This is a genomic window from Streptomyces colonosanans (assembly GCF_001866645.1).
Taxonomy (GTDB): domain Bacteria; phylum Actinomycetota; class Actinomycetes; order Streptomycetales; family Streptomycetaceae; genus Streptomyces; species Streptomyces colonosanans.
Genome location: NZ_MLYP01000021.1, coordinates 22,745 through 37,827 on the forward strand (window position 1 = coordinate 22,745; position 15,083 = coordinate 37,827).

The 15,083-nt window shown below is 68.9% G+C and carries 14 protein-coding genes and 2 pseudogenes; 6 read left to right on the forward strand and 10 right to left on the reverse strand.

From position 1 onward, the window contains the following. Positions 1 to 200 precede the first annotated feature (200 nt). Positions 201 to 509: a DUF6332 family protein gene (locus BIV24_RS07995; RefSeq protein ID WP_071365486.1), complete on the forward strand. Its 309-nt coding sequence runs from the start codon at positions 201 to 203 to the stop codon at positions 507 to 509. On the opposite strand, the pseudogene BIV24_RS36360 reads toward BIV24_RS07995, so the two are convergent. Then, positions 488 to 676: pseudogene (locus tag BIV24_RS36360) on the reverse strand (DNA-binding response regulator); the annotation flags it as partial. The gene BIV24_RS07995 and the pseudogene BIV24_RS36360 overlap by 22 nt on opposite strands. A gap of 48 nt (positions 677 to 724) precedes the next feature. Next, positions 725 to 1,417, reverse strand: coding sequence for a TetR/AcrR family transcriptional regulator (locus BIV24_RS08000; RefSeq protein WP_071365487.1), 693 nt, complete (start codon positions 1,415 to 1,417; stop codon positions 725 to 727). 224 nt (positions 1,418 to 1,641) lie between these two features. Here BIV24_RS08000 and BIV24_RS08005 point away from each other — a divergent pair, with 224 nt between their 5' ends. Then, positions 1,642 to 2,103: a nitroreductase family deazaflavin-dependent oxidoreductase gene (locus BIV24_RS08005; protein ID WP_071365488.1), complete on the forward strand. Its 462-nt coding sequence runs from the start codon at positions 1,642 to 1,644 to the stop codon at positions 2,101 to 2,103. On the opposite strand, the gene BIV24_RS08010 is transcribed toward BIV24_RS08005, so the two are convergent. Then, positions 2,093 to 3,325 (reverse strand): geranylgeranyl reductase family protein, encoded by a 1,233-nt coding sequence (locus tag BIV24_RS08010; protein WP_071365489.1) that lies wholly within the window; start codon positions 3,323 to 3,325, stop codon positions 2,093 to 2,095. The two genes, BIV24_RS08005 and BIV24_RS08010, sit on opposite strands and share 11 nt — an antisense overlap. 193 nt (positions 3,326 to 3,518) lie before the next feature. Between BIV24_RS08010 and BIV24_RS08015 the strand changes: the two genes are divergently transcribed. The 3 genes and pseudogenes from BIV24_RS08015 to BIV24_RS08025 all read left to right on the forward strand — a co-directional run bounded on the left by BIV24_RS08015 (position 3,519) and on the right by BIV24_RS08025 (position 6,492). Continuing rightward, positions 3,519 to 4,874, forward strand: coding sequence for a dipeptidase (locus BIV24_RS08015; RefSeq protein WP_071365490.1), 1,356 nt, complete (start codon positions 3,519 to 3,521; stop codon positions 4,872 to 4,874). Between the two features lie 320 nt (positions 4,875 to 5,194). Continuing rightward, positions 5,195 to 5,428: pseudogene (locus tag BIV24_RS08020) on the forward strand (MBL fold metallo-hydrolase); the annotation flags it as partial. A gap of 11 nt (positions 5,429 to 5,439) precedes the next feature. Then, positions 5,440 to 6,492: a hypothetical protein gene (locus BIV24_RS08025; protein ID WP_071365539.1), complete on the forward strand. Its 1,053-nt coding sequence runs from the start codon at positions 5,440 to 5,442 to the stop codon at positions 6,490 to 6,492. On the opposite strand, the gene BIV24_RS08030 is transcribed toward BIV24_RS08025, so the two are convergent. From BIV24_RS08030 to BIV24_RS08060, 7 genes are all read right to left on the reverse strand, one after another. Then, on the reverse strand, positions 6,465 to 7,535 hold the full coding sequence (locus BIV24_RS08030) for an ABC transporter ATP-binding protein (protein ID WP_071365492.1): 1,071 nt from the start codon (positions 7,533 to 7,535) through the stop codon (positions 6,465 to 6,467). The two genes, BIV24_RS08025 and BIV24_RS08030, sit on opposite strands and share 28 nt — an antisense overlap. Continuing rightward, complete coding sequence (locus BIV24_RS08035) at positions 7,532 to 8,653, reverse strand: ABC transporter ATP-binding protein (protein WP_071365493.1); 1,122 nt, start codon at positions 8,651 to 8,653, stop codon at positions 7,532 to 7,534. The genes BIV24_RS08030 and BIV24_RS08035 overlap by 4 nt, the downstream gene beginning before the upstream one ends. After that, positions 8,650 to 9,570, reverse strand: coding sequence for an ABC transporter permease (locus BIV24_RS08040; RefSeq protein ID WP_071365494.1), 921 nt, complete (start codon positions 9,568 to 9,570; stop codon positions 8,650 to 8,652). The genes BIV24_RS08035 and BIV24_RS08040 overlap by 4 nt, the downstream gene beginning before the upstream one ends. Next, positions 9,563 to 10,549: an ABC transporter permease gene (locus BIV24_RS08045; RefSeq protein ID WP_071365495.1), complete on the reverse strand. Its 987-nt coding sequence runs from the start codon at positions 10,547 to 10,549 to the stop codon at positions 9,563 to 9,565. The genes BIV24_RS08040 and BIV24_RS08045 overlap by 8 nt, the downstream gene beginning before the upstream one ends. Positions 10,550 to 10,673: 124 nt before the next feature. Further along, positions 10,674 to 12,494, reverse strand: coding sequence for an ABC transporter family substrate-binding protein (locus BIV24_RS08050; protein ID WP_071365496.1), 1,821 nt, complete (start codon positions 12,492 to 12,494; stop codon positions 10,674 to 10,676). 238 nt (positions 12,495 to 12,732) lie between these two features. Continuing rightward, positions 12,733 to 13,776, reverse strand: coding sequence for an NUDIX hydrolase (locus BIV24_RS08055; RefSeq protein WP_071365497.1), 1,044 nt, complete (start codon positions 13,774 to 13,776; stop codon positions 12,733 to 12,735). A 158-nt stretch (positions 13,777 to 13,934) separates the two neighbouring features. Beyond that, the gene (locus BIV24_RS08060) at positions 13,935 to 14,129 is read right to left on the reverse strand and encodes a hypothetical protein (protein WP_071365498.1); all 195 of its coding nucleotides are present in this window, start codon (positions 14,127 to 14,129) and stop codon (positions 13,935 to 13,937) included. Positions 14,130 to 14,448: 319 nt separating this feature from the next. On the opposite strand from BIV24_RS08060, the gene BIV24_RS08065 reads away from it, so the two are divergent. Beyond that, complete coding sequence (locus tag BIV24_RS08065; RefSeq protein ID WP_071365499.1) at positions 14,449 to 14,856, forward strand: NUDIX hydrolase; 408 nt, start codon at positions 14,449 to 14,451, stop codon at positions 14,854 to 14,856. The last annotated feature ends 227 nt before the right edge of the window (positions 14,857 to 15,083 follow it).

Genomic DNA, 15,083 nt, shown 5'->3' on the forward strand with positions numbered 1-15,083 from the left:
GCCCCCTCCCCGGACGCACGACAACCGCCGCTCTGCACGGCGTACGGCGAGGACGCGTTGGCGGACTGGGGTGCGCTGCATCTGGAGCAGGACGCCGGCCATCTCCTGGCGCTGAACCCCCGCGACCAGGGCGACGCCTTGGCGCGTGCGCCCGGCCGGGTTGGTTGCCCCGCCGGGCGCACGCCTGTTTGACTCGGCACATGGAGAGCAGGGGACGTTCACCCGGGCACGAAAGGCGCCGCACTCAGGCGGAGCGGGACGCGCTCACCGTCGAGATCGGATACGCGCTGTGCAGTGCAGCATTCGCGGCTGCGCTGGCGTTCGGCGCCGTGGCGGGACCGGCCTTCGCCTTCGATCTGTCCGCCTCGGCGCGGCATGCGCTCGTCGCCGCGGGTGCCACGGTGGCCGCCGTTCTGTTCGTCGCACGCGTCGCCAGCGTGCTGATCCGCTTCGGACGCGGCATCGGGGCTCGGCCCGGCCGGCCCGATCACCCGAGCCCCGACTCGTAGTCCAGGGCAAAGGGTTGGGCTCGGACGTCCGCCCAGCTTGACCATGTTGCGACCGACTGAGTCTTCGCCTTGAACGGGCCGACGAGGAGACGGCGGACGATCTCCTCGTTGGACAGGCCGATGCCGACCAGGGCCGTCACCTCCCGTTCCCGCTCGGTGATTTCGGCGCACCGCCTGCCCGGTACCGCAATCGTGCGTCAGCGCCGGGCAGCGAACTACGGAAACACCAGCCCCACCCCATGGGCGAGTTGGGCGGCCGCGTGCCGGAAGAACGCCTCGCGGTCCATCACGACGTTGTTGAACTGCCCGAACAGCTCGAAGCCGACCAGCCCGTACAACTGCGCCCAAGCAGCGACCATGGCTGCGATCACCTCCGGTGGGAGATCGGGTGCCAGGTCGGCGGCCATGCGCTGGGCCTCGGGCTCCAGTTCAGCGGGCAGCGGGGTACGGGCCACACCGCGCTGCTGGTACGCGTCGCGCACGATACCGATCAGCAGGAGTCCTACGCGAGAGGCGGACGGAATGGTTGCCTCGGGCGCGGAGTACCCGGGCACGGGCGAACCATAGATCAGCGCGTACTCGTGCGGATGCGCAAGCGCCCAGTCACGCACGGCCTCGCACACCGCGACCCACCGCTGCCCGGGGGCCACGTCGCCGACGCGGTCGTCCGCGACCTCGGCCGCCTCGCCGAGGGAGTCGTAGGCGTCGATGATGAGCGCCGTGAGCAGGTCGTCGCGGCTGGGGAAGTAGCGGTAGAGCGCGGAGGAGACCATGCCGAGCTCGCGGGCGACGGCGCGCAGCGAGAGCTTGGCAGCGCCGTCCGCCGCAAGCTGCCTGCGGGCCTCGTCCTTGATGGCTGCGGTGACTTCGACCCGGGCGCGGGCGCGGACTCCTCTTGTGGTGCTCATGCGAGGCAGTTTGCCAGGTTTTCGGATCGGTGCACACAACGCGGAGCGCCGCTCGCTTTCGAGAGCGGTGGACTACTTCAAGAGCGATGAACAAATAAGAGAGCACCGCTCTTGATTTGGAGCACCCCTGTCCTGCACACTCTCTTACAGCGAGAGCAGTGCTCTCGGAATCAGCGTCTGCGAGAGCACCGCTCTCCCAACTACCCAACTATGTGGGGGTCACCATGTCGTCGTCTTCGTCCTCGCCGTACTACCTCAAGGGCACCCCGATGACCGTCCGCTTCAACAGCGTCATCGGCTGGCTGGCCCGTCACGGGCTCAGCCTCGCCGGCGTGGCGGAGATGTCCGTGCGCGGTCGCAAGAGCGGGAAGCTGCAGCGCATCCCGGTCAACATGCACACATACGAGGGCACGCAGTACCTCGTCTCGGCCCGCGGACACTCCCAGTGGGTGCGCAACATGCGCGTCGCCGGCGGTGGGGAGCTGCGCGTCGGGCGCAAGGTCCGCCAGTTCACCGCCGTGGAGCTTCCCGACGAGGAGAAGCTCCCGATCCTGCGGACCTACCTGGAGAAGTGGGGCTGGGAGGTCAACCAGTACTTCCAGGGCATCACGGCGAAGTCCTCCGACGAGGAACTGACAGCGGCCGCGCCCGACCACCCGGTGTTCCGCATCACCGTCAGGAACTGACCTCGCCACCCGGGGGTGTCCGGTCCATCCTGATCAGGCCGCGCTGGGCGATCGGATGGGTGCGGACGATCTCCCCCAGAGACGTCGAGCCCTGTGTGATGTCCTTGAACGCCTTCCAGGCGGGGCGGAATCCGGTCAGACCCGCGTGAAAGAGACCGGGACGACGCTCGAACACCGCCAGCAGCCGCTTGCCGACGCTCATCTCGACACCCAGGCCGGCCTTGATCGCGAAGGCATAGTTCAGGGCCTGGCGGCGGGTGTCGACCGCGTCGTGGGCCTCCGCGATCCGTACCGCCCACTCTCCCGCGAGCCGCCCCGACCGCAGTGCGAACGAGATCCCCTCGCGGGTCCACGGCTCCAGCAGCCCGGCCGCGTCCCCGCACACCAGTACCCGTCCGCGCGACAGCGGCGAGTCGTCGGCGCGGCACCGCGTCAAGTGGCCGGAGGAGATGCTCGGTTCGAAGCCAGCGAGCCCGAGCCGTCCGATGAAGTCCTCCAAGTACCGCTTGGTCGCCGCGCCTTCACCGCGCGCGGAGATCACACCGACGGTCAGCGTGTCCCCCTTGGGGAAGACCCAGCCGTAACTGCCGGGCATCGGCCCCCAGTCGATGAGCACCCGGCCCTTCCAGTCCTCGGCGACGGAGTCGGGCACCGGGATCTCCGCCTCCAGGCCCAGATCGACCTGGTCGAGCTTCACCCCGACATGGGCGCCTATCCGGCTCGCGCTGCCGTCTGCTCCCACAACCGCCCGCGCCAGCACCGTCTCACCGTTCTGCAGGACGACGGCGACCGTGCGCCGGTCCGGCACCGCCGAGCCGTGCTGCTCGACCCGGGAGACCGTCACGCCCGTGCGCAGCTCCGCACCCGCCTTCTGCGCGTGCTCGACGAGTTGCTGGTCGAACTCGGGGCGGTTGATCAGCCCGAACAGCATCTGCCTGGAGCGGCGGGTACGGGTGAAGCGGCCGTTGTTCGAGAACGTGACCGCGTGCACCCGGTCGCGCAGCGGCAGTTCGAAGCCGGGCGGCAGGGAGTCACGCGAGGGGCCGATGATGCCACCCCCGCACGTTTTGTAACGCGGCAGCTCGGCCTTCTCCAGCAACAGCACGCTGCGCCCCATGACCGCCGCCGCGTAGGCGGCCGAGGCCCCCGCGGGTCCCGCGCCCACCACGACGACGTCCCACACCCGCTGCACGTCGTCCGCCGAAGAGTTCTCGCTGCTCACGATGGTCTGCTGCTCCGATCAAGCCACCTGCCGCACCTGTCTCCCGCATCCTACGGCCGCGTCCGCGCAGACCGCTGTGGGAGGATCGGCAGTGTATGCGGCACCCTGTCCACCCGGGAAACGCGTACGCCCGCAGGATCACATACAAAGAAGTACCGATCGGTACAACGTCGCACCTACAAGGAGCGTGCCCATGTCGTCGAATCCGTTCGCCGAGACCGTCGCCTCACTGATGCCCAGGGCGAAGGAAGAGCTCACCGAACTGGTGGCCTTCAAGTCGGTGGCGGACTTCGACCAGTTCGCCAGGAGCGAGAGCGAGAGCGCCGCACGGTGGATCGCCGACGCACTGCGTACCGAGGGTTTCCAGGACGTGGCACTGCTCGACACCCCGGACGGCACGCAGTCGGTGTACGGCTTCCTGCCCGGTCCCGAGGGCGCGAAGACGGTGCTGCTGTACGCGCACTACGACGTGCAGCCGCCGCTCGACGAGGCCGGCTGGACCACGCCGCCCTTCGAGCTGACCGAACGCGACGGCCGGTGGTACGGCCGCGGTAGCGCCGACTGCAAGGGCGGCGTCGTCATGCACCTGCTCGCGCTGCGCGCGCTCAAGGCCAACGGTGGCGTGCCCGTGCACGTCAAGGTCATCGTCGAGGGCTCGGAGGAGCAGGGCACGGGCGGTCTGGAGCGGTACGCCGAGCAGCACCCGGACCTCCTCACGGCCGACGCCATCGTCATCGGCGACGCGGGCAACTTCCGTGTCGGCCTGCCGACGGCCACCTCGACCCTGCGCGGCATGACTCTCGTCCGGGTCGCGGTCGACACGCTCGAAGGCAACCTGCATTCCGGCCAGTTCGGCGGAGCCGCCCCCGACGCGCTGGGTGCGCTGATCCGGGTACTGGACTCGCTGCGGGCCGAGGACGGTTCGACGACCGTCGACGGACTGTCCTCCGAGGCGCGATGGGAGGGCCTCGAGTACCCGCAGGAGCAGTTCCGCACGGACGCCAAGGTGCTCGACGGAGTGGAGCTGATCGGTTCCGGATCGGTCGCCGACCGCATCTGGGCTCGCCCTGCGGTGACCGTTCTCGGCATCGACTGCCCGCCGGTCATCGGCGCGACCCCGTCCGTGCAGGCGAGCGCCCGTGCGCTGGTGAGCCTCCGGGTGCCGCCGGGCGTGGACGCGGTGGAGGCGACGAAGCTGCTGCAGGCCCACCTGGAGGCGCACACGCCGTGGGGCGCCCAGGTACGGACGGAGCAGATCGGACAGGGGCAGGCGTTCCGCGCGGACACCTCCAGCCCCGCGTACGCGGCGATGGCCGAGGCGATGGCGGTCGCCTACCCGGGCGAGGAGATGCAGTACGCGGGCCAGGGCGGCTCCATCCCGCTGTGCAACACCCTCGCCTCGCTGTACCCGCAGGCGGAGATCCTCCTCATCGGTCTGAGCGAGCCGGAGGCTCAGATCCACGCAGTCGACGAGAGCGTGTCCCCGCAGGAGTTGGAGCGCCTGTCGGTCGCGGAGGCGCTGTTCCTGCGCAACTACGCGACAGACTGATCCGCTCTGTCCAAGGCTACGACCTGGGGAGCAACAGGGAGTGGTGAAGGGGCGGCGTCCGGTGCGGCCGCTCGCAAGGCGCCGGAAGGTCCTCGTAGCGGAGCTACCAGGACGTTTCTGCAACGCCGTGAGCGGCCGTGCCGGACGCCGCGACGCCGCTCCCTATTGCTCCCCAGGTCGTAAGGCCCCCGCCCGCGGGCGGGGGCTCGGGGCATGGACGTCGTCGCACTCCTCCCCCGCCTCCATCTCCTGCGCTTCGCGGTCGGCCAGGCCTGTCTCCGGGGCGACGACGACGGGTTGACCCTCGTCGACGCCGGTCCCATCTTCCCGCGCACGGCGTGCTGTTCACGGGCGACGCGGTCGCGGCCTCCCCTATGGACGGCAGCGTCATGCTCGGTGTCTTCAATCTCGACCGGGCCCATGCCGTCCGCTCGTTCCAGCGCCTCGCGACGCTCGACACGGACGTGGCCTGCTTCGGCCACGGCGACCCGGTCCTGGACAACTCGGCGGACGCGCTTGGGAAAGCGGCGGACACGTACGAGGCCCGGCCCTGAAGATGGAGGCCATGTCCGACACCGCGCGCCTCGCCGCCCACAGTGACATCGCCACCGCGCTCGCCCTCGTCAGCGATCGTGATCTCGCCGCACTGGTGGCGTCGGGCACGCCACTCGGCGTCGGGATCGGCGGGCGTTCCGCCCTGATCGAGGTGGAGGACAGGAAGGTCTTCGTGAAGCGGGTGCCGCTGACGGATGTGGAACGGCTGCCCGAGCACGTACGGTCCACGGCGAATCTCTTCGAGGTGCCTCCCGTCTTCCACTACGGCCTCGGCAGTCCCGGCATCGGCGCCTGGCGTGAACTGGCCGTGCACATCATGACCACGAACTGGGTGTTGTCCGGTCAGTTCTCCGGCTACCCGCTCATGCACCACTGGCGGGTGCTCCCCGACACGCCTCAGCCCCTCCACGAGGAACTGGCCGACGTGGAGCGGGTCGTCGCCTACTGGGGCGGCGCTTCCCAGGTGCGCGATCGGATCGAGGCACTGCGCACGGCCACCGCGAACGTGACGCTGTTCCTGGAGTACCTGCCGCACACCGTCCACGAGTGGCTCGGCGCACAGCTCGCCTCGGGCGACGCCGACACCGCGTGCGCCTTGGTCGAGCAGCAACTGAGGGAGAGCGCCGACTTCCTGCGGGCGCACGGGCTCGTGCACTTCGACGCCCACTTCGAGAACGTCCTCACCGACGGTCGACGCCTCTACCTCGCCGACTACGGCCTCTCTCTGACCTCCCGCTTCCGGCTGACGCCCGAGGAACGCGACTTCCTCGACCGCCACGACGGCTACGACCACGCGTACACGGCCGCCCAACTCGTCAACTGGCTGGTGACCGCCCTGTACAGGTACGGAAGGCAGGAGCGCGACGCCTTCGTGCGCGCCTGTGCCGAGGGGGCACGCCCCGAGGGCATTCCGCCCACCGCCGCGGGGATCATCACCCGTTACGCACCGCTGACCGCCGTCCGCGCCGACTTCGTCCGCCGGCTCCTGGACGAGAGCCGATGGACCCCGTACCCGTACGAGAAGCTCCAGGACGCCTACAGCAGCTGCACCGTCTCCGCGTAGTGGCAGGCGACCGGGTTCCCGCCGCCCCGGTCGATCAGCTCCGGGACCTGCTCGACGCAGGAGGTGCGCTCGCTCTCGGTCAGCTGGTGGGCGAACTTGGGGCAGCGGGTGCGGAAGCGGCAGCCGCTCGGCGGTCGGATCGGGCTCGGTACATCGCCCTGGACCGTGATCCGTTTCCGGGCCCGTTCCTTGCGCGGGTCGGGCAGGGGGATCGCGGAGACGAGGGCCTGGGTGTAGGGGTGTGCGGGGCGGGCGAACAACTCGCGTGCGGGTGCGATCTCCACCAGGTGGCCCAGGTACATGACGGCGACCCGGCCGGCGACATGGCGCATCACCGACAGGTCGTGGGCCACGAAGAGGAAGGACAGCCCGAGTTCGCTCTGCAGGTCCATCAGCAGGTTGAGGACGCCCGCCTGGATCGACACGTCGAGGGCCGACACCGGTTCGTCCAGGACGACCACCTTGGGGCGCAGGGCCAACGCCCGTGCGATACCGATGCGTTGACGCTGACCGCCGGAGAACTCGTGCGCGAAGCGGTTGCCGTGCTCGGGGTTGAGGCCGACCAGGCGGAGCAGTTCACGCACCTCGTCGCGGGCGCCGGGGCCATAGCGGCCGTGGATGCGCAGGGGCTCGGCGACGATCTCGTGCACGGTGATCCGCGGATCCAGGGAGGCATAGGGGTCCTGGAAGACGATCTGCAACTCGCGGCGCAGTGGCCGCATCTGGCGTCTGCTCAGTCCGGTCAGTTCACGGCCGCGGTAGACGACCTGGCCCGAGGTCGCCTTCTCCAGGCCCAGCACCGTGCGCGAGGTCGTCGTCTTGCCGGAGCCCGACTCCCCTACCAGGCCGAGGGTCTCGTTCTCGTGCAGGTCGAAGGAGACGCCGCAGACAGCGTGGACGTCTCCCACTCGTCGGCGTATCACACCGCGGGACATGACCGGGAAGTGCTTGACCAGGTCGCGGACCTGGAGAACGGGCTCGCCGGTGCCGCCGTGGCCGGGAAGCGGGGGCAGCGGTGCGGCTGCCTGCACGGGCGCGCTCATAGGGAGTCCTCCTCGGGTTGCCCGGTGGATGTCGCGTCGGCGAAGCGGGCCAGGGCCTCGGAGTCAGCGCCGGCGGTGTCGAAGACCTGCTCGGCCCCGGTGTCGACGAGTTCCTCGGCGAAGTGACAGGCGCTGAGATGACTGTCGCGCCCGGCGGGACGGAGCGGCGGCTCGTCGCTGTCGCAGACGTCCCGGCGCATCGGGCAGCGGGGCGAGAAGGGGCAGCCCGGCGGCAGGTTCAGCAGCGACGGCGGCGATCCAGTGATGGGTGTGAGCCGTTCTTCCTCGCGGTCCAGCCGGGGCAGTGAGCCGAGCAGGCCGAGGGTGTAGGGCATGCGCGGGGTGTAGAAGATGTCCTCGACGGAGCCTGTCTCCACGATCCGGCCCGCGTACATGACCGCGACCCGGTCCGTGTGGCCCGCCACCACACCCAGATCGTGGGTGATGAGAACGAGGGCCGCTCCGGTCTCGGCGCGGGCGGTCTCCAACGCGTCCAGGATCTGCGCCTGTACGGTCACGTCGAGCGCGGTGGTCGGCTCGTCGGCGATGATCACGTCGGGGTCGTTGGCCATGGCGATGGCGATGACGACCCGTTGGCGCATGCCGCCGGACAGTTCATGCGGGTAGTTGTCGACGCGCCGCTCGGGGCTGGGGATGCCGACCGTGCCGAGGAGCTCGACCGCCCGCGTCCGGGCGTCCCGGGCCTTCAGGTCCGGATGGTGCCGCTGCAGGGTCTCGGCGATCTGGAAGCCGACGGTGTAGACCGGGTTGAGGGAGGTCATCGGGTCCTGGAAGATCATCGCGATGCCCTTGCCGCGGATGTCCGACAGACGCCCATCGGGCAGACCGAGCAGTTCGGTGCCCTCGAACCGCACCGAGCCGCGCACCTTCGCGGTGGCCGGCAGCAGCCCCATCACGGCCATGGCCGTGACCGACTTCCCGGCCCCGGACTCGCCGACGATCCCGAGCGACTCACCCCGGCCGAGGCTATAGCCGACACCGCGTACGGCCCGTACGATCCCGTCCTCGGTGGGGAACTCCACGCCGAGGCCGTCGACTTCGAGAACGGCGTCGTTGGCGGCGCCCGCCCGTACGCCCTCACTGCTCGTGGTCGTCACTGTCGCACCCTTTGCTGCCGGGGGTCGAAGGCGTCGCGCAGCCCGTCGCCGATGAAGTTGATGGTCAGGGCGATCGCGATGATGAAGGCGCCGGGGATGTAGAAGAGCCAGGGCCGGGTGGTGACCGCCGTCTGGGCCTGGGAGACCAGCAGCCCCAGGGAGGTGTCGGGCGGCTGGACACCGAAGCCGAGGAAGGACAGAGCGGTCTCCGTGAGGATGCCGGTGGCCACCAGCACGGTCGCATTCACGATGATGGGGCCGAGCGAGTTCGGCAGCAGGTGCCGGAAGATGATCCGCACGTCGGAGGCGCCGAGCGCCCGTGCCGCCTCCACGAACTCCTTCTCACGCAGCGACAACACCGTGGAACGCACGACACGGGACACGTACGCCCAGGTCAAGCCCGCGATGACGATCGCGATCCAGTACCAGTCGCCGCCTGTGCGCGAGGAGATGACCAGGGCGATCGCGAACAGCGGCAGCGTCAGGACCAGATCCGTGATGCGCATCATGACCGCGTCGACGATGCCCCGGTAGAAGCCCGCGATGGCACCCCACACCGCGCCGAGCAGGGTGGATCCCAGGGCGGTCAGGATGGCGATCTTGAGCGAGGTCTGGGTACCGCGCATGACCTGGGCGTAGGAGTCGTACCCGGAGGAGTTGGTGCCGAACGGGTGCTTGGCCGACGGGGCCTGGGAGTTGTCGGGGGTGTACTTCTGGTACGAGTAGTGCCACAGGTGTGGGCCGATGAACGCCCACAGCAGGATCAGCAGGAAGACGGCCAGGCTGATCATCGCGGCCCGGTGGCGCAGGAAGCGGCGCAGGATCAGCTGGGTCTGGCTGCGCTGCTTCACAGTGAACTCGTTTTCGGACCGCGGCACTTCGGTGCCCGGGGATCCGGGTGCCTGGATGTCAGTCATAGCGGATCCTCGGGTCGAGTACGGCATAGAGGAGATCGGCGATGAGGTTCAGCCCGATGACGATCACTGCGGACAGCAGCAACCACGCCATGGTCCGGTAGACGTCGATGGTCGTGACCGCCTGGACCAGCATCTCGCCCATGCCGTGCCACTGGAAGATCGTCTCTGTGACCACGGCCCCACCGAGGATGATCCCGATGTCGAGGGCGACGACGGTGGTGAGCGGGATGAGGGCGGTGCGCAGGGCGTGCCGGGTCATGACCCTTCCGCGGCGCAGCCCCTTGGCGCGGGCCAGGCGGACATAGTCGCTGCCCAGGACCTCCAGCATGGACGCGCGGGTGTAGCGGGTCCAGGAGGCGAAGGAGACCAGGGCGAGGGTGATGGTGGGCAGGACGAGGTGACCGACGTGGTCGGTGAACTGGTTCCAGGTGGTGTCGACTTCGAGGTACGGCGACTTCTCGCCGATCGTGCCGAGGAACTGGCTGCCGGTCTGCTGGTTGTACCAGATGCCGGCCTGTTTGAGCAGAACGGCGAACCAGAACACCGGCATGGCGAGGAACAGGAAGCCGAAGAAGGTGATGACGTAGTCGGCGACGGAGTACTGACGGATCGCGCTGAACACCCCGAACAGCACGGCCAGCAGCAGGGCGATGATCATCGCCGCGGCAACCAGGGTGACGGTCACCCGGAAACGGGTGAACAGGTCGTGCCCGATGTCCAGGTTGGGCTGTACAGAGGGGCCGAAGTCGCCGTGCAGGACTCCGGTGATCCAGTTCCAGTAGCGCTCCGCGACCGGTTGGTCGGCGTGGATGTGCCGCGCGAACGCGGCCACGGCTGCCTTGCTCGGGGCGGGCTGCCGTGAGACGGCGAAGTTGGCCACGGGGTCGCCGGCGTTGACGACCACGAGGAACACCACGAACGTCGAGGCGATCAGTACGGGTATGGAGACGAGGAGGCGGCGCACAGTGTAGGCGAGCATGCGGTCTTCTCTCGAAGGGCCGGTGGGAGGCCGTCCGGTGCGGGGTACCGCCCGGTGCGGCGGGGTCCGGCCCCGGTGTCGCCGGGGCCGGACTCTTGCGCCTGTGCGTGCTGAGCCGGGTCTGCTACTTCTTCAGGCCCCACTCGGCAATGTTGTACGGCGGGCCCACGTTCGTGGCGTTGTCCCGCATGTTCACCCACCGTGTCTGCACCGCGAGGAACGTCGGCTTCTGGTACAGCGGCAGAACGTAGGCGTCCTTCGCCATGAGGGCGTCCGCCTGGTTGAGGAGGCTTGCCGCCTTGGTGGGGTCGAGCTCGCCGACGGCCTCGTTGACGAGCTTGTCGACCTCCTTGTTGCTGTAGCCGCCGTAGTTGCCACCGCCTCCGGTGACCCAGTTCTGCTGCGCGTTGGCGCCCGGGAACGGTGACCCGACCCAAGCGAAGACGATGATGTCGTACTGGTGCCCGGTGAGGACCGTGCCGAGGTCGGCGGCGCCGATCGGCTTGATGGTGACCTTGATGCCGAGGGACGCGAGGGCGCTCTGCAGGATCTGGCACTCGCTCTGCCGAATCTGGTTGCCGGTCGTGTAGCGGCAGTTGAAGGGTCCTACCGCCTTGCCGTCCGGGGTCTTCAGCGCCGTACCGACTCCGGTGAACTTGGCGTCGGTCAGGTACTGCTTGGCCTTGGCGACATCTCCCGAACCCTGCCCCGTGCCGGTGACGACGTCCTGGTAACTCGACTGTACGGGCATGTAGTTGTGGTTGCCGAGCGGCTTCACGTTCGGATCGAACTGGCCGACCGTCTTGGACATGATGTCCTTGATGCTGATGGCCGTGAATATCGCCTTACGCAGCGGCAGGTACTTGCCGAGCGCGGGGTTGTGCAGGTTGAGGTCGAAGTGTTCCCAGGTCAGCCCGGCGCCGATGGTGTACGTGACGTTCGGGATCGCCTTGATCTGATTGACCAGGTCCACCTCGGGCTGCGGGTAGATCCCCTGCACCTCGTTGTTGCGCAGGGCGGTCGGCTCCTGCGTGGCGTCCGTGATCACCTTGAAGATGAGCCGCTGCAGGGACGGCTTGTGCGCGCCCCACCACTTGGGGTCGGGGACGAACGTGGCGTGGTCGTTGTCCGTCCAGTCCTGCAACTTGTACGGGCCGGCCGTCGCGTACTTGCTGGGCGGAGTCTTCCCGAAGTACTGCCAGCCCTGGGTCATCTGAGTGCCCGTCATGTGCGCGGCATCGCCCACCTTGGCACCGGAGAGCTTCTCGGCGACGTGCGCCGGGTAGAGCGGGTAGCCCGCCCCGAAGAGCTGCTTCCAGTCGGCGAAGGGCTTGTTCAACACGACGGTGACGGTCTTGCCGCCGTCGGAGCCGGTGACCGACTTGATGCGGTCGTAGCCGGCGGTGCTCTGCGGCAGACAGCCCTTGGTCTGCGTGGAGTCACTGGCCGGGGGCGGCGGACAGTCCTTGCCGTTGTTGGTGCGCCAGTAGTAGATGAAGTCGTCGGCGTTGATCGGCGTGCCGTCGTTCCACGACGCCTTCGGGTTGATCTTGTAGACGATGGTCTGCGGGCTGGTGCTCGTCTGGGTCGCCGAGGTCACCAGGTCGGTGTTGAGTTGGACGCTGAAGTCGGGCTGGGGGACGTAGACCTGAGGCAGGACGACGCTGATGGCCTCGCCGTTCTCAAAGGTGTTGCCGTTGGAGTCCTGGACCAGCCACTGCTGGATGTTCTTCTCCAGCGTGTAGGTGAACGATCCGCCGGCCTTGGTGGCTCCGGCGTTGCAGGTGTTGGCCTTGCCCTGGGTGCTGCAGGACGAAAGCCCGCTCGAGCTGGGCTTGTGGGAGCCCCCGCCGCCACCACCATTGCTGTTGCAGGCGGCCAGGGCCAGTGTGAGCCCGGCGGCCAACGCAAGGCCCCGGGTGAGGGCCGATGAGTGCGCGCGCATGTCCCTCCTTAGCCGGCGGTGAATCCGGCGTGTACGGGCGGCCTGCGGCCGCCAGAGAGATGAGCTGCGCTTTACGGTAAGGCGGTAGCGTTCCTTCGCAACGTCCCGATTCATACCGGGACGGCATCAATTCGGCTTTGCTTTCGACTCGGAACCACACATGCCAGGCAAAGTCAGCAGGTGACAGATATGTCAGACGCATCGTCACCCTCACGCAACTGCACGGGTCTCGAGCGGTTCAGCCGACCGGGACGCCCGCCTCCAGATAGAGCGCCGCGCCGCGTTCACGGGCCCGCAGTGCCCAGCGGAGCCGTTCGTAGCGCACGGGCGGAAGGAGATCGGCCGCCTCCGCCTCCGTGACGAACCGCCAGCCGCGCAGTTCGGGTCCGGGCAGCAGGAGGCGGGCGGCTTCCTCGCTGTCGAGCCGGCCACCGTCGAAGAGGAGGCGCAGTCCGCCATAGCCGGGCGGCGCGGGCGGCTCCCAGTCGGCCACGAGCAGCCGGGGGACCTCGTCGAGGGTGATGCCGGTCTCCTCGGCGACCTCGCGTATGCCGGCGCGGGCAGGAGCCTCGCCGGGTTCGACGACGCCGCCGGGAAACTCCCAGCCGGCCTTGTAGGTGGGGTCGACGAGCAGCACGCGGTCCTGCTCGTCGAAGAGGAGGACACCGGCGGCAAGGGTCTCGGCGGTCGGCTCCGGGGTCTGGACGATGTCGCAGACGGGCGCATCGCCGGTGCGGACGGCCTCGGCGATCCTCAGGGCGGTCTCGTACGGGGTGAGGGCGCTGGTGTCGACGGGGTGCGCGTCCGCGGCGAGCCAGGCGCCGAGGGCGGTGCGATATGGCTCGATGTGGTCGTAGGACCATTGGCGGATCCGTATCTCCCCGTCGGGGAGGTCGGGCGGGACTTCCCGGCCTGCTATGCGCTCGCGCAGGATCGTTTCGGCTGGGGCGAGAAGGACATGGTGTACGGGGATGCGCCGGGAGGCGAGGCCGCCGAAGATCTCGTCGCGGTATTCCTGACGCAGCAAGGTCATCGGAACGATGAGGACGCCGCCGAGCTCCGAGAACATGGCGGCGGCGGTGTCGATCACGAGCCGTCGCCAGATCGGCAGGTCCTGGAAGTCGCCGACCTCTGCGAGCCGTTTGGGCGGCAGCAGGTGCGTGAGCGCGCCGCCGATGACCTCGGGGTCGAAGAGCGCGCTGTTCGGGATCAGTTCGATCAGTTCCCGTGCGGTGGTGGTCTTTCCCGCACCGAACGCACCGTTGATCCAGACGACGGTCACGGTTCCCCCTCTTCGGTTGGCCCCCTGAGGCTTGCCCGCTCCACCTTGCCATGGAAACCCGCTACTGATGAGGGCGTGTCTTCCGGGCCCGCGCACGGCGGCGCCGGCGCCCCCGCCGTCAGGGGACACCGGCGCCGCGGCTTGGGAGCGGCCGCCCGTCAGCCGTTCTGCCCCAGCGCGTCCTCGTTCCCGGCGAGGCTGTCCTGGCCGATGGTGTGGTCGACAGTGCTGAGGGCGTCCTTGACCTGCAGATCACCGAGCGTCTCGTGGTCGGCGGCGTGCGAGGGGGTGACGGCTGCCACGACGAATCCGGCGGCGAGGGAGGCGATGGCGAGCATGCTGCGCTTCTTCATGCCCCGTTCAACTGCGGAACTGCGCCGGAGGTCACGCACGGCGTGGAACGTCGGTCGACGGGCTCCCGGACACTGGGGTGGCGGCCCTGGCGAGCGGCGTGGGCGTCCCACGGCGGCGCCCGGTAGGAAACAGGCGCGGCTGCCCCCCGCAACGCGCGCTTACTGCTAGTACTTCATGTGCGTTGACGTACACGGCGAGGCGGCCGACGGGGATTCCGCCCGGAACGTCGCCGTGGCGTGCACTCCGGCAGCAAAGCCTCGCATTACATCCCCATCTCCCGTATCCATCCATCGACTTGGACGCCTTGGAGGAGACCAGATGACCGAGACCACCACCGGCAAGCCCGGCATCAGCGTCGCGATCACCGTGCAGGACGGGAAGGTGCTGATGGTCCGGCGCCGGATCGGCGAGGGCGAGCTCATGTGGCAGTTCCCGGCCGGCGGTATCGAGGAGGGCGAGGGCGCGGCGGAGGCGGCGGTGCGGGAGACGTTCGAGGTGACCGGCCTTGCCGTGCAGGCGATCCGGCTCCTCGGAGAGCGCCTCCACCCGAAGACCGGCCTCCCGCTGTCGTACACGGCCTGCGAGGTCGTCAAGGGCGACGCCCGGGTCGCGGACGACGAGGTCGACGCCATCGAGTGGGTCACGCACGGCGCACTCGCCGAGTACGTGCCCTCCGGCCTTTTCGGACCGGTGCAGGAGTATCTCGACGAGGTGCTGTCGCGCTGAACCACAGAGCACATCAGTCGATCGAGTGTGGTTGCCCACGCTCCATCATGGCCGTTCGACTGTTGCGGGAAGGCGACCACGCACGCAGACGGGCGCCAAGCCGTGACTACCGGTTCCCGGACGAGTCAGCAGACGATGGAGATGCTCTGCCAGCCGAAGGGGGGTGGGCCCCCACACATCACCCCATCAGGGGCCGCACACCCGCCCGCCCGCAATCAGCGCTGTTC

Coding starts and splice junctions, on each gene's coding strand:
- BIV24_RS07995 (WP_071365486.1), top strand. CDS start 201: ATGGAGAGCAGGGGACGTTCACCCGGGCACGAAAGGCGCCGCACTCAG.
- BIV24_RS08000 (WP_071365487.1), bottom strand. CDS start 1,417: ATGAGCACCACAAGAGGAGTCCGCGCCCGCGCCCGGGTCGAAGTCACC.
- BIV24_RS08005 (WP_071365488.1), top strand. CDS start 1,642: ATGTCGTCGTCTTCGTCCTCGCCGTACTACCTCAAGGGCACCCCGATG.
- BIV24_RS08015 (WP_071365490.1), top strand. CDS start 3,519: ATGTCGTCGAATCCGTTCGCCGAGACCGTCGCCTCACTGATGCCCAGG.
- BIV24_RS08025 (WP_071365539.1), top strand. CDS start 5,440: ATGTCCGACACCGCGCGCCTCGCCGCCCACAGTGACATCGCCACCGCG.
- BIV24_RS08030 (WP_071365492.1), bottom strand. CDS start 7,535: ATGAGCGCGCCCGTGCAGGCAGCCGCACCGCTGCCCCCGCTTCCCGGC.
- BIV24_RS08040 (WP_071365494.1), bottom strand. CDS start 9,570: ATGACTGACATCCAGGCACCCGGATCCCCGGGCACCGAAGTGCCGCGG.
- BIV24_RS08045 (WP_071365495.1), bottom strand. CDS start 10,549: ATGCTCGCCTACACTGTGCGCCGCCTCCTCGTCTCCATACCCGTACTG.
- BIV24_RS08050 (WP_071365496.1), bottom strand. CDS start 12,494: ATGCGCGCGCACTCATCGGCCCTCACCCGGGGCCTTGCGTTGGCCGCC.
- BIV24_RS08060 (WP_071365498.1), bottom strand. CDS start 14,129: ATGAAGAAGCGCAGCATGCTCGCCATCGCCTCCCTCGCCGCCGGATTC.
- BIV24_RS08065 (WP_071365499.1), top strand. CDS start 14,449: ATGACCGAGACCACCACCGGCAAGCCCGGCATCAGCGTCGCGATCACC.